This window comes from Planosporangium spinosum, from assembly GCF_049999945.1.
Classification (GTDB): domain Bacteria; phylum Actinomycetota; class Actinomycetes; order Mycobacteriales; family Micromonosporaceae; genus Planosporangium; species Planosporangium spinosum.
Genome location: NZ_JBLYUB010000009.1, coordinates 124,593 through 137,832, shown reverse-complemented (window position 1 = coordinate 137,832; position 13,240 = coordinate 124,593). Strand labels below are relative to the sequence as shown.

The 13,240-nt window shown below is 70.6% G+C and carries 9 protein-coding genes; all 9 read right to left on the bottom strand.

All coding sequences use genetic code 11. From position 1 onward, the window contains the following. Positions 1–142: 142 nt before the first annotated feature. Positions 143–655: a TIGR00725 family protein gene (locus ACNTMW_RS14875; protein ID WP_426634129.1), complete on the bottom strand. Its 513-nt coding sequence runs from the start codon at positions 653–655 to the stop codon at positions 143–145. A gap of 240 nt (positions 656–895) precedes the next feature. Next, the gene (locus ACNTMW_RS14870; RefSeq protein WP_426634128.1) at positions 896–1,384 is read right to left on the bottom strand and encodes a TrmO family methyltransferase domain-containing protein; all 489 of its coding nucleotides are present in this window, start codon (positions 1,382–1,384) and stop codon (positions 896–898) included. Between the two features lie 89 nt (positions 1,385–1,473). Next, positions 1,474–2,868 carry an NsdA family TPR-like regulatory protein gene (locus ACNTMW_RS14865; protein WP_426634127.1) on the bottom strand — a complete coding sequence of 465 codons (1,395 nt, stop codon included), beginning with the start codon at positions 2,866–2,868 and terminating at the stop codon, positions 1,474–1,476. Between the two features lie 1,525 nt (positions 2,869–4,393). Continuing rightward, positions 4,394–4,915 (bottom strand): GNAT family N-acetyltransferase, encoded by a 522-nt coding sequence (locus ACNTMW_RS14860; RefSeq protein ID WP_426634126.1) that lies wholly within the window; start codon positions 4,913–4,915, stop codon positions 4,394–4,396. Positions 4,916–5,437: 522 nt separating this feature from the next. Continuing rightward, the gene (locus ACNTMW_RS14855) at positions 5,438–7,180 is read right to left on the bottom strand and encodes an L-lactate permease (RefSeq protein ID WP_426634125.1); all 1,743 of its coding nucleotides are present in this window, start codon (positions 7,178–7,180) and stop codon (positions 5,438–5,440) included. 158 nt (positions 7,181–7,338) lie between these two features. Then, positions 7,339–8,748 (bottom strand): (Fe-S)-binding protein, encoded by a 1,410-nt coding sequence (locus tag ACNTMW_RS14850; protein WP_426634124.1) that lies wholly within the window; start codon positions 8,746–8,748, stop codon positions 7,339–7,341. A gap of 1 nt (position 8,749) precedes the next feature. After that, positions 8,750–9,988, bottom strand: coding sequence for an FAD-binding oxidoreductase (locus ACNTMW_RS14845; RefSeq protein ID WP_426634123.1), 1,239 nt, complete (start codon positions 9,986–9,988; stop codon positions 8,750–8,752). Beyond that, positions 9,988–11,448, bottom strand: a complete 1,461-nt coding sequence (locus ACNTMW_RS14840) for an FAD-linked oxidase C-terminal domain-containing protein (protein WP_426634122.1) — start codon at positions 11,446–11,448, stop codon at positions 9,988–9,990. Before ACNTMW_RS14840 ends, ACNTMW_RS14845 begins: the two co-directional genes overlap by 1 nt. Before the next feature lie 70 nt (positions 11,449–11,518). Further along, positions 11,519–13,102 (bottom strand): malate synthase A, encoded by a 1,584-nt coding sequence (gene aceB / locus ACNTMW_RS14835; protein WP_426634198.1) that lies wholly within the window; start codon positions 13,100–13,102, stop codon positions 11,519–11,521. Positions 13,103–13,240 lie beyond the last annotated feature (138 nt).

The following is a 13,240-nucleotide window of genomic DNA, read 5'->3' as shown; positions in this document are numbered from 1 at the left end:
GGGATGTCCAGCTCCGCGACCTCGGCGACCGTCAACGCTTCCCTCTTCCCGCTGCTCGATATTCCCGTTACTCGATCCGGTCCGCGTACCGCGGGCGCCGTTCCCGTGCCGTCTCGCGCCTCGTGCTGAGTCAGCCGGACGACTACTCCAGCGGAGTTCGTTCCGGCATTGATGGGCTGGCATCCCTACCCGTCAGCGCCAGCTCGGCAGCGGCTTCGGGGCTTTCGGCGATGGCGATACCCGGTACTGGTCGACCCTCGTGGTCGAGTACCTGCCATCCGCCGAGCGAGATGACCGGTACGTCGCCGCGCCGCTTGGCGAGGGCCAGCTCGCTCAGTGTGCCCCACGACCCGCCTACCACGATCACGGCGTCGGCGCTCCATACGATGATCGCGTTCCGCGCTTCGCCCATATTGGTCACGATCGTGGCGGACAGGTCCGGAGAGGCGCCTTCGCGACTGTCGTTGGGGCGAACACCGATGACAAGGCCGTCCCGCGAACGGGCACCGGCGGCGACGGCCGCCATCACCCCGGTCCCGCCACCACAGATGATCACCACGCCACCCTCGGCGAGGAGTTGACCGATCCGGTAGGCGTTTTTCCGGTCTGCCTCGGTGCAGCGACGAGGACCGCAGACGGCAACCTGGTACGCCATGACATCGCTTCCGTTCCGTTCGGTCTGTTGCGACTCACGCTGGTCGGTTCACTGACGGCTCTCGGCCCACCGTACGGTGTCGGCGCCGGGCGTGCGGAGTTCCGCCGGGGTGTCCAACTCCGCGACCTCGGCGACCGGTACCCAGCGGGTTTCGCGGACCTCGTGGAGTACGCGTCATGTGGCGTCGAGGAGGGCCGCCGGCGGCAACCCCGATGACGTATCGGGTCGCGTGCCGCGTCGTCACTCTGGTGGCGGGGCGGCGAAGTAACGGCCGAGCATCTCGACCGACCACGGCGACTGCCGGACCTCTCCGCGTGGTCCGAACTCCGGGAACCATGGTTTGATGTCGAGTACCGGAGTTCCGTCCACGGCGTCGAGTTCTTCGACGTGCAGCTCGAGACCGTCCACTTTGATCAAACGGCAGCGGGAAACTCCCAGCCAGTTGAGTCGGCGCATGTTGCGGTGGCCGAAGATGCCGACCTCGGGCCAGACCGGGTTGTCGCGTGGGCGTCGGGCCCCGAGATTGAGGTCAGCCAGGTCGGTGAGGTGGAAGCGGAAGACGACTTCCAGGTGCGAGAACTCGTCCAGGCCCACTGTCGCGTCGGTGCCGAACCTCGTGCCGTCGATGCGGATGATGGAGCGGGTGCCGCCCCAGTAGTCGTCGGTCGGCTCGATCCGCCCACCGACCACGTGGGCGACGGGCACGACCTGGAACGACTCGCCTGTCATCGTTTCTCGCTTTCCCGTTGCTCGATCCGGTCCGCGTACCGTGGGCGCCGTTTCAGCGCCGTCTCGCAAGCTGCGCTGAGACGGCGGAGTCAGGATATTGCGCTGAGGTAGCTGGCGGCACGCCTATCGATGTCGGCGACAGCCCGGATGCCGCGCCGTTGGAACTGTGAGAGCACCGAGCGCATCTCGGTGGCAACCTGCCGGGTGCGGCCCGACCGGACGCCGTCCATTGCATCGAGCGCGCTAGACCAGGTGGCGCAGGCGTCTTCAATGTTGCCCTGCCGGGCCTGCACCGCTCCCAGATAGCCGAGCGTTACGGCATGGGTCCGGGCGAACGCCGCCGCCTTGCGGGTACGCACGCTGCGGCGGAACTCCCGGACGGCGCCAGACAGATCTCCGGTATCGCGCAGCGTGCACGCGGTTTCATGCGCGAGGCTCGCCTCGCCGAAGAAGAACACCCTGGCCGGCTCATCATCACCCGTTTCGGCCGCGGCCAGGGCGTCTTCGGCGCGGAGCAACGCTACGGCGGCGGCTTGCTTCTGTCCCGTCGCGGCTAGTGAGCGGGCGTATACGACCCCCAGCAGCGCGCGCTCGCGATGACTGGCGGATGCGTACCGCTGGCCGTTCATGGACGCGGCCGCAAGGTCGAGGGCCTGAGTGGCGTGACCCAGGTCAATAGCCTGGTGTGCCATGGCGCGCAGGACGTGACCAGCCATCGGCGGGTTGTCGGCTTCGGCGGCGAGTTTCACCGCCACCGTGAAGTAGTGCTGGGCGATGCTGTGCTCGCTGTTGTCGAACGCCATCCATCCCGCGAGATAAGCAAGCTCGCTGGCGGCGGAGAACATCTCACGGCGTACCCGATCGTCGGAGTAGTTGCCCCGCAGATAGCCGGCCACGTCCGATGTCAGGTACTGCACCACGGCGGTCCGGGCGTGGCCACCACCACGACGTTGGTCGACGCGGGAGAACATCGCCACCATGTCGCGAACGGCCTCCAAGTCCCCGCGACCGACGCTTCCTGCGTCAGTGCCGCTGCGGGCGGCGCCGCGTTCGACCATGTTCGCCCACCATGACGTGCCGGGCAGGGCGAGTCCAGCTACCGAGTAGGCGGCGGTTGCCAGAACGCGCCTGCGCTCCACGTCCACATCGACTCTCCCGAGGTCGGTCAGCGCGACCAGCGTATCGATCTCCCAGTCCAGCATGTTCGATGGCGATGTGGAGTGGACGCCAAGGCCGATCTCGTCAAGGGTGACGATCCGCCCCAACCGACGCGACAACGCCTCGCACAGGATCACCGGAGCGCGCCCTGACGGCTTGCACCCGCCCACCCAGTGCGAAACATGAGACCTGCTGACACCGGTGAACTCATGGGCATCGTTTTCCAGCGCTACGCGCACGAAGGCGCGGGCGACCTGAGCATGTGACCATCCGGCCTGAGAGATGACGGTCGCCAGTCTGGTGTTGCCGTTTCGTGCGTGCGCCATGGTGCGCCCCTATCACTAAACGATCTTTCACCGCTTTCACCGAGTCACTGGCGTTGACAGCGTATCCGGGGACGGTGATTCGCGGTTTCCTGAAGTCATCCGCGACGGCTTGATCCTGAGGGGATTCGGGTGATCGCTGTGCGGGCGACGAACACGGTAGCACCAGCCATGGAAGGAAACAGTGGCGATGGGGATGCCGATCTCCACCTTGACGGGCTCGGCCCTGCACAAGCTCAGCGTCGATGTGTACCGGCGGCATCGCGGCGCCGAAAGCCGCAGGTGCGTGCAGTGCGGGTACCCGGCACCCTGCCCGTCGCGTCGGCACGCGGCCTCGGTGATCAGCGCGGCAGGGGAGGACCCTCGGTCATACGACCCCACGGCTCGGCCGGGTCCGCGAGACGTTGCCGGATTTGTACGTGCTGACGAGACGCATCGGCGGCACCATCCGAACACGGGTGTCGCTGTGCCTGCCGGTGTGACCGGGTACCGCCTCGGCGGTGCGGGCAGGCGGGTGAACCTGCCGTACCACGAGTACGGGCGGTGACCCCGTGCGGGTTGCGGAGAACCGGGTCGACGAACGTCACGCAGCCGTCCGTGACGTTCGACCCGCGATTTCGAGTGGTCCGGGGGACGTACTTCCTACCGTACGGAGGGCAGCATGGGGCATCTGCTGACAGTCATCCTGGCGGCGCTGCTCGGCTTTCTCGCCGGACTGCTGTCGTTCAAGGTCAAGAGCAGATGGTGTCCTGCATGCGGAACGGTTAAGAGCTGTCCTCAGTGCGCGGGAACACCTATTCCTCTTGCATCACGGGGATCTGCGGACGGTGTGGCGACCGGATGGCTCCGGAGGATCCGCCGTCGCGGGTCAGTGGGATGACGTGCCGATGAGGTACTCGGACGGGCCGGCTACGGCCGCGACGACGTACTACGCACGGACGGTCGAGGTGCAACTGGCCGAGGCGCAGCGCACGCTGGGTACGCACGTCACGTCCAGCGCGGACGGTCGGTGTGTGGAATGTGGAGTGCCGGGTCCATGCCCGAAGCGGGAGTCGGCCGTGGTGATCCTTTCGCGAACGCTTCGACTGCTACGGCTTAAGTCGGGCGCCACGCGACCGGAAATGATCGGGTGGTCCTCGTTGTCGGGTGGGTGGTTTGGCAGCCGGGGCCCCTTACGAGGTCGTTGGTGTAATCCGGGCCCCCGGGTAGCCCTAAACCGCCGGTAGAAGGCCGTTCGCCCTGGTAGCCCGTACGCTCTCGGACGTGAGTCGCTACCTGGCACACCCGAGCCGAGCCTCTCGATGGCGCACCGGCGGGTTCGAGGTATTGCCCGCAGCAGCTCGGTTACCTCGGCGACAGCGGCCGCGCTGACGGCCCGGTTCCGGCCTGCCCGGACTGCGGCCGGGGCGCCTGGCCGTGTTGCGACGATCCCCAGAATCCGCCCAGCTAGAACTGGCCCCACCGGTTCTCAGCGGTTTTCCGTGTCTGCGGGTTCCGGGACCACCCCGGCGAGCGTTGTGGGTCAAGGTCACCGATCTAGGTTGATCCAGTAGCGTCGAACGGGACCGTGCTCGGTGTCGCGGATGCCTTCGAGAACTCCGCCGTTGCGTTCGATCGTGCGGGCCGAGGCGAGGTTGTCCGCGAGGCAGGGGATGAGGACGCGGTCCAGGTCCAGGGCAGCTCGGGCCTCCTTGAGCATCTCTCCCAGTGCCCAACTGGCCAGGCCGCGGCGGCGCGCGGATGGGCGGATGCCGTAGCCGATGTGGCCGATGTCGTCGTCGTATATGTGCCGTAGGGCGATGCCTCCGAGGACCCGGCCGTCCTCGACGACCCACCGGGGTGAGCCGTGCTTCTCGGTCGGGCAGGGCGTTCCCACCGGGTGGACCAGTCGGGTTCGCTTGTGTACCCAGGCGGCGAAGCCGTCGGGTAAGTCCACGTCGTCGTCGGCGCCGATGCCGAAGCCGTCCTCGTGGAAGCCAGGGCCCCAGTCGGCGCGGCACTCCAGGAAGGCGGCGTGCAGCCGGGTGGTCGGCAGGATCAGTTCGGGCATGCGGCCACGGTATTTCCGGGCCGGCGACTCGGCGAGCCGCGCGTCCGCGACGGCGACAACGCTCAGAGGCCCACCCTGCTTCACCGTGGGTCAATCTGTTTGGGGGAGGTACGCGGGTGTGCCGTAAATCGCTCCACGGCCACGCCAGCCCCTTCGGAAGGGCTGTGTTGACGCGGGGAGGATGCGTATCCGCGCGTCACCGTGGTCGGCAGTTTGTGACTTGTGCCACAACATGCCCTTGAGGCTTCTTGCCGACGGGATTCGCCCACCCCGAACCCCGGGGAATTACGTGAGCGACGACAAGCGGGCTCAGGCGGTAGCCAACTTTCTCGAAGACGCGCAGCATGCCGCTCGTTTCCAGTACGAGACCGGTCGACCACCACACCACGCAGTGGCGGGTTAGGGCCGCAGGTCGTAGACGCGGTTGGCGCAGTAGCCGCCGCGCTGGGCGGCGATGGTGCCGCATAAGCTAAGCGGCGGCCGGGTGCCCACCCGACCGCCGCCCCGCATCCGGTACGGCGACTACTTCACCACCATCCAGTCCAGGACCGGCGTGCTCTGCAGTGTCACCAGGACGCACATGAACAGCAGCAGCACCAGGCTCCACCCGACGACCTTGCGGAAGATCTCGCCTTCTCGGCCGGCCATGCCGACCGCCGCCGCCGCGATGGCCAGGTTCTGCGGGCTGATCATCTTGCCCATGACGCCGCCGGAGGAGTTGGCCGCGGCGAGCAGCACCGGGTCGAGCCCGGCGCGGGTGGCCGTCTGCACCTGCAACGCGCCGAACAGCGCGTTGGCCGACGTGTCGGAGCCGGTGACCGCGACGCCGATCCAGCCGAGGATCGACGACAGGAACACGAAGGCCCCGCCGGCACCGGCGAGGAACGCGCCGAGGGTACTGGTCTGGCCGGACTGGTTGAGCACGTAGGCCAGGGCCAGCACGGCCATGACGGTCACGATCGCGTGCCGCAACGACACCCACGTGTTGACGTACGCCTTGAGCGCCGCCGCCGGCCGTACCTTCAGCACGAGCGCGGCGAGGACCCCGGCGATGATCATCAACGTGCCCGCCGCCGGCAGCCAGTTCAGCGTGAACGTCATCGACGGCTGTGGCGTGCCCGCCGCGGTGAGCACGTCCAGCCCGGGCCAGCGGAACTTCACCGTCCACGGTGACGTCGCCAGGGTGTCCTTGACCGGGCCGAGGTTGGCGATCGAGAACAGGACGATGATGATCGCGTACGGCGCGTACGCACGCAGGACGTCCGCGCGGCTGTCCCGGGGCCGGGCCTCGACCTCCTCGAGGGTGGACGTCGGCGCGCCGGACCCGGTGGTGGCCGGCACCGTCGTGTCCCCGTCGACGGCACGGGCCGGTTCCCCGCCGTCCGCCGCGCTCTCCGGTGCGGCGCGCAGGTCGGGCGACTCCGCCGGCCGCCACATCCGCAGCAGTGCGACGACGGCCGCCGCCGAGACCAGCGAGGCGACGATGTCGGTCAGCGGTACCGAGATGTAGTTGGCCGCGACGAACTGGGCGATCCCGAACGACACGCCGGCGACGAGCGCGGCCGGCCAGGTCTGGCGTACGCCACGCCGGCCGTCGACGACGGCGACCAGGACCAGCGGCACGACGACCGCCAGGACCGGCGTCTGGCGGCCCACCATGGCGCCCAGAGTGTCCAGGGTCAGGCCGGGGTGGTCACTGGCGCCACTGGCGGTGTTCGTGAGGGCGGTGATCGGGGCGGCGAGGGCGCCGAACGCAACCGGCGCGGTGTTGGCGATCAGCGCGACCGACGCGGCGTGGATCGGCCGGAAACCCAGCGCCATCAGCATGACGACCGTGATCGCGACCGGGGTACCGAAACCGGCGAGCGCCTCCAGTAGCGCGCCGAAGCAGAACGCGATGATGATGGCCTGGATCCGCAGGTCCGGGCTGACCCGCTCGAACGACCGACGCAGCACGTCGAAGTGCCCGCTGGCGACCGTCAGGTTGTAGACCCAGATCGCGTTGAGCACGATCCACATGATCGGGAAGAAGCCGAACGTGGCGCCCTCGCTGGCCGACAGCAGGGCCTGCCCGACGGGCATGCCGTAGCCGACGACCGCGACGACGAGCGCGACGGCGAGGGCGGCCAGCCCGGCGATCCACGCCTTCACGCGGAGCAGGCCGAGCAGGATGAACAGGGTCACCAGGGCCAGGGCGGCGGCGATCGCGGACAGGCCCACCGAGTCGGCGATCGGATCAGTGATGATCTTGTATTGATCGAGCATCGGGATCACCTCGGCACTGGGGGGATGGGTGTGGGGGTGCGGTGTTACCTCGGGGGGTTGGGCGTTGCCGGAGGTGGAGCGGGGGTGGGGGCGTTACCGGAGGTGGAGCGCTCTATGGGGAGGTGCGCCGTACCGGATGGGGAACGGCCGAACGAGGGCTAGCGAAGGTCGTCGACCGGCAGGCCGCGGATCGACGCGTCGAGCACCTGCGCGGTGTGTGCCAGGTCGATCGTGCCGCCGAGGCGCCGCACCGCCGCCGCGACCTGCATGAGGCACCCGGGGTTCGCCGTCACGAGCAGGTGCGCGCCGGTGTCCAGCACGGCGCGGGCCTTCCGGTCGCCGAGCTGCCGGGCGGGTTCGGGATTGAGGACGTTCCAGATGCCGGCGGAGCCGCAGCAGATCTCCGGGTCGGCGATCTCGCGTACCTCCAGCTCGGGGATGCCGCGCAGCAGCGCGCGCGGCTGGGCACGTACGCCCTGGGCGTGCCCGAGGTGGCAGGCGTCGTGGTAGGCGACCGTCACCGGCAGCGGGTGCCGGGGCGCGACCGGGCCCAGCTCGACCAGGATCTCGGACAGGTCGCGGACCTTGGCGGCGAACGCCGCCGCGCGTGACGCGTACGCCGGGTCGTCGGCCAGCAGCCGGTCGTACTCCTTCATCGACGACCCGCACCCGGCCGCGTTGACCACCACGTGGTCGACCCCGGCGACCTCGAACGCGTCGATGATCGCCCGCGCGAACGCCTGCGCCTCGGCCTCGCGTCCGTTATGGACGCTCAGCGCCCCGCAGCAGCCCTGGGTCCGCGGGACGACGACCTCGCAGCCCTCGGCGGCGAGGACGCGGGCGGTCGCGGCGTTGACGCCGGGGAAGAACGCGCTCTGCACGCAGCCGGTCAGCATGCCGACCACGGCCCGCTTCGCGCCCCGCGCCGGGATCCGCTCGGCGAGCCGCTCGGGGCGCGACAGCCGCGGCGCCAGCGCCTGCATCGAGTCGAGGGTCGGCATCCGCTTCAGCAGGCCGGTCCGCTCGACCAGGCGTGCCACCCCGCTGGCCCGGTACGCCCGCAGCGGCCCGCGCAGCAGGCGCAGCCGCTTCGGGTACGGGAAGAGTGCGAAGATCGCCGCGCGCAGCGCCCGTTCACGCGGCGGGCGCGGGTGCCGCCGCTCGACCTGCTGGCGGGTGTCGGAGATCAGTTGGTCGTACCGCACTCCGGACGGGCACGCGGTGACGCAGGCCATGCAGCCCAGGCACCGGTCGAAGTGCTCGACCATGCTGGCGGTCAGCGGCTCGCCCTCCAGCCCCTGCTTCATCTGGTAGATGCGCCCGCGCGGGGAGTCCATCTCCTCGCCCCACAGGGCGTACGTGGGACAGGTGGGCAGGCAGAAGCCACAGTGGACACAGTCGTCGACGAGGTCGAGCCGCGGCGGGTGGTGGTCGTCGAACGCCGGCTCGCCGGGCGTGGTGCCGACCAGGCCCAGCACGTCGCGCGGCGGGTCCGTCGGCCGGGTACCGGTCGGGGCGGAGACCGGGCCGTTGCCGACAGGTGCGTGGGGTACCTGGTCGCCGGACATGTCAGATCCCTCCCACGAAACGTCCGGGCGCGAACCGCGCGTCGGGGTCGAACTGGGCCTTGACCCGCCGCATCAGGTCCAGGCCGGGTACCGGGCCCCACGGGTCGACCCGGTCGCGGACGGCCGCCGGGGCGGTGAGGACGACGGCGTGGCCGTGCCCGCGGGTGGCGGCGGCCCGCAGGTCGGCGAGCACGGCGGCGACGGTGTCCGGGTCGGCGTCGCCGGGCAGGCCGGCGTAGAGCACGCCGGTACCGGCCGAGCCGCGCACCGGCAGCGGCACGCCGTACCTGTCCCGGGCCGTCCGCGCCGCCGCCAGCAGCGCCGGTACCGCCGACAGCGCGGCGGTGAGCTTGCACCCGACGTCGCCGACGCCCCACGGGTACGTCGACCACCACGCGGGCGCGCTGCCGGCGACGGTCGCCTCGCCGCCGAGCAGCCGGCGGGTCTCCGCCACGCGCCCGGTGACCCCGTCGGGTACGCCCTCGACCAGGACGCACACCTCGATCCGGCCGCCCGCGCCGGCGTCGACCTCCAGGGCGCTCGGCACGACCTGGGCGCCGCGGACCGCGGCGACCAGCCGTCCGGCCTCGTCGACGCCGTCCACGACCCGGGACACGTACGCGGTCGCGGCCGGCAGCGGGTGCAGCCGGAAGGCGCACTCGGTGACCAGGCCCAGCGTCCCGTACGAGCCGGTGATCAGCTTGCCCAGGTCGTACCCGGCGACGTTCTTGACGACCTTGCCGCCGGCGCGGGCCACCACGCCGTCCCCGCGTACCACGGTCACCCCGATGAGCAGGTCGCGGACGGTGCCGTAGAGCATCCGGCGCGGCCCACTGACGTTCAGCGCGACCGTCCCGCCGACCGTCGAGGACTGGATCGGGGCGTCGAGGGCGAGCTGCTGCCCGGCCGGGGCGAGGACCTCGGCCAGCGCCGACAGCGGCGTACCGGCCCGCACGACGGTGATGAGGTCGCCGGCCGCGTGCTCGACCACACCGGTCAGCCGGCCGGTGTCGACGATCAGGTCCAGCGCGCGCGGGGGAGCGGCCCAGTCCTGCCGGGTACCGGCACCGCGCACCACCACGGCCATGCCGTGCGCGGCGGCGGACCGCAGGATCGCGGCGGCCTCCTGCGTCGTGGCGGGCGCGGCGACCCAGCGCGCCGGCACCCCGGCGATCGTGTCGGCGCCGGTGGCGGGCACCAGACCCTCGAAGGGGACCGGGGCGTCGAACGGGGCTGTCATCAGAACACCTCCGCCACGCCGGCCTCCTGCAACGGGTGCGTGCCCTTGCGGCGCCCCGGTACCTCGCCGCACAGCCGCGGGGTCGGGAAGACCTTGCCGGGGTTGGACAGCCCGCGCGGGTCGAAGGCGCACCGGACCAGCTGCATCGTGTCGAGGTCGTCGTCGGAGTACATCCGGGGCATGTGCTTGGCCTTGTCCACGCCGACGCCGTGCTCACCGGTGATCGAGCCGCCGTGGGCGATGCACAGGTCGAGGATCGCGCCGGAGGCCTGTTCGGCCCGCTCGGCCGCGCCGGGGACCGCGTCGTCGAACAGGACGAGGGGGTGCAGGTTGCCGTCACCGGCGTGGAACACGTTGGCGACGCGTACGCCGAGCTCGTTCGCGATCTCGGTCATCCGGCGCAGCACGTCGGGCAGCGCGGTCCGCGGGATGACGCCGTCCTGGACGATGTAGTCGGGGCTGATCCGGCCGACCGCGGCGAACGCGGACTTGCGGCCCTTCCAGAACAGCGCCCGCTCCGCGTCGTCGCGGGCGAGGCGGATCTCGGTGGCGCCGCTGTCCCGGCACAGCCGCTCGACCTGGCCGAACTGGGCCTCCACCTCGGTGGCCGGGCCGTCGAGCTCGACGATGAGCACCGCACCCGCGCCGGATGGGTAGTCGCAGTGCACGGCCGCCTCGGCCGCCTCGATGGCGAGCGCGTCCATCATCTCGATCGCGGCCGGCACCACGCCCGCGCCGATGATGGCCGAGGTGGCCGCGCCCGCCGCGTCGGTGGAGTCGAAGGCGGCCAGCAGCGTGCGTACCACCTCGGGCAGCCGCACCAGGCGTACGGTCACCTCGGTGGCGATGCCGAGTGTGCCCTCCGAGCCGACGAACGCGCCGAGCAGGTCGTAGCCGGGGGTGTCGGGCGCCCGCCCGCCGAGGGCGACCAGGTCGCCGTCCGGGGTGACGATCTCGACGCCGGTGACGTGGTTGGTGGTGAAGCCGTACTTGAGGCAGTGCGCCCCGCCGGAGTTCTCGGCGACGTTCCCGCCGATGGAGCAGATCTGCTGGCTCGACGGGTCGGGCGCGTAGTAGTACCCGTACGGGGCGGCCGCCCGGGTCACCTGGAGGTTGATCACGCCCGGTTCGACCACGGCCCGCTCGTCGTCCGGCGCGACCTCGATGATGCGCCGCATCTGCGAGGTGACGACGAGGACCCCGTCGGCGCGGGGCAGGGCACCGCCGGACAGGCCGGTACCCGAGCCCCGCGCCACGAATGGCACGTCCGCGTCCGCGCACGCCTTCACCACGGCGGCGCACTCGGCCGCGGTGTGCGGGAACACCACGAGGGCCGGGATGACCTTGTAGTGGGCCAGCCCGTCGCACTCGTACGTGCGTAGCTCCTGCCGGTCGCTGACGACCCGGTCGCCGCCCAGTACGGCGCGCAGGTCGGTGGCGAGGACGTCGATGTCGCTCATGGCCGGCTCCCGTCAGGAGAAGGTACGCCGTCAGGGTGTGCGTTGGTACGTCCGGGTGTGCGCCCGTACGTCAGGGCATGCGCTCGTACGCGGGCAGGGTGAGGAACTCGACGAAGTCGTCGGCGACCGCGACCTCCATGAACAGCGCCCGCGCGTCGGCGTAGGCACCCGGGCCGCCGTCGAGCTCGGCGATCTCGGAGTCGGCGATCCGGTCGACCAGCTCGCGGGTGACCTTCGCGCGGGAGTCGGCGAGGGTCACGTCGTTGTGCAGCCACTGCCACACCTGCGAGCGCGAGATCTCGGCGGTCGCGGCGTCCTCCATCAGGTTGAAGATGGCGACGGCGCCGGTGCCGCGCAGCCACGCCGCCAGGTACTGGATGCCGACGCTGACCGCGTTGCGCAGCCCCGCCTCGGTCATCTCACCCGGGGTGTCGGCGACGTCGAGCAGCTGGGCCGCGGTGACCGAGACGTCCTCGCGGGTCCTGTCCCGCTGGTTGGGGCGGTCGCCCAGGACGGAGTCGAAGACCTCCCGGCAGACCGGCACCAGGTCGGGGTGGGCCACCCAGGAGCCGTCGAAGCCGTCGTTCGCCTCCCGGGTCTTGTCGGCGCGTACCTTCTCCAGGGCGGCCTCGTTGACCTGCGGGTCGCGGCGGCTGGGGATGAACGCCGCCATGCCGCCGATCGCGTGGGCGCCGCGCTTGTGGCAGGTACGCACCAGCAGCTCGGTGTAGGCCCGCATGAACGGTGCGGTCATCGTCACCGCGTTGCGGTCGGGCAGCAGGAAATCCTTGCCGCGGGTGCGGAACTTCTTGATGACGCTGAAGATGTAGTCCCAGCGGCCGGCGTTGAGGCCCGCCGAGTGCTCACGCAGCTCGTACAGGATCTCTTCCATCTCGAACGCCGCCGGGTACGTCTCGATGAGCACCGTCGCGCGGATCGTGCCGCGCGGGATGCCGAGCCGATCCTGGGCCAACACGAACACGTCGTTCCACAGCCGCGCCTCGAGGTGGCTTTCCATCTTCGGCAGGTAGAAGTACGGCCCGCTGCCGCGGTCGAGCTGCCGCTTCGCGCAGTGGAAGAAGTACAGGCCGAAATCGACCAGGCTGCCCGACATCCGCTCGCCGTCGACGAGGATGTGCTTCTCGGTCAGGTGCCAGCCGCGCGGGCGGACCACGATCGTGGCCAGCTCACCGTCGGAGAGGGCGTACCGCTTGCCTTCCGGGGAGGTGAACTCCAGCGTGCGCTCGATCGCGTCGCGCAGGTTGAGCTGACCGGAGACGACGTTCTCCCACAGCGGGGTGTTGGCGTCCTCGAAGTCGGCCAGCCACACCTTCGCGCCGGAGTTCAGTGCGTTGATCGTCATCTTGGCGTCGGTCGGGCCGGTGATCTCGACCCGGCGGTCCACGAGGCCGGGTGCCGGGTCGGCGACGCGCCAGTCGCCCTCCCGGACGTCCTTGGTCTCCGCCAGGAAGTCCAGGGTGCCACCGGCAGCGAGCTCGGCCGCCCGGTCGGCGCGCCTGGCGAGCAGGTCGCGGCGGCGCGCGTCGAAGGTACGGTGCAGCTCGGCGAGGAAGGCCAGCGCCTCGGGCGTCAGTACCTCGTCGAAACGCTCGCGGATGGGCCCGGTGACCTCGACGCCGGCGGGGGTGGTCATCACACGCTCCTCGGGGAAGGCACGTTCGTCCGTCATGGGGACAGCGTCCCGCTTGGCGGTGAACGTTAGGCGGTCGGGGTACCGAGTAGAAGATCGACGTTTGTCGTGATGCGCCCAGCGGTCGGTCCGCAGCGCCGG

What these genes read in the sequence shown, in the direction of transcription:
- ACNTMW_RS14875 (WP_426634129.1), bottom strand. Translation starts at nt 655, where the DNA reads ATGGCGTACCAGGTTGCCGTCTGCGGTCCTCGTCGCTGCACCGAGGCA.
- ACNTMW_RS14870 (WP_426634128.1), bottom strand. Translation starts at nt 1,384, where the DNA reads ATGACAGGCGAGTCGTTCCAGGTCGTGCCCGTCGCCCACGTGGTCGGT.
- ACNTMW_RS14865 (WP_426634127.1), bottom strand. Translation starts at nt 2,868, where the DNA reads ATGGCGCACGCACGAAACGGCAACACCAGACTGGCGACCGTCATCTCT.
- ACNTMW_RS14860 (WP_426634126.1), bottom strand. Translation starts at nt 4,915, where the DNA reads ATGCCCGAACTGATCCTGCCGACCACCCGGCTGCACGCCGCCTTCCTG.
- ACNTMW_RS14855 (WP_426634125.1), bottom strand. Translation starts at nt 7,180, where the DNA reads ATGCTCGATCAATACAAGATCATCACTGATCCGATCGCCGACTCGGTG.
- ACNTMW_RS14850 (WP_426634124.1), bottom strand. Translation starts at nt 8,748, where the DNA reads ATGTCCGGCGACCAGGTACCCCACGCACCTGTCGGCAACGGCCCGGTC.
- ACNTMW_RS14845 (WP_426634123.1), bottom strand. Translation starts at nt 9,988, where the DNA reads ATGACAGCCCCGTTCGACGCCCCGGTCCCCTTCGAGGGTCTGGTGCCC.
- ACNTMW_RS14840 (WP_426634122.1), bottom strand. Translation starts at nt 11,448, where the DNA reads ATGAGCGACATCGACGTCCTCGCCACCGACCTGCGCGCCGTACTGGGC.
- aceB (WP_426634198.1), bottom strand. Translation starts at nt 13,102, where the DNA reads ATGACCACCCCCGCCGGCGTCGAGGTCACCGGGCCCATCCGCGAGCGT.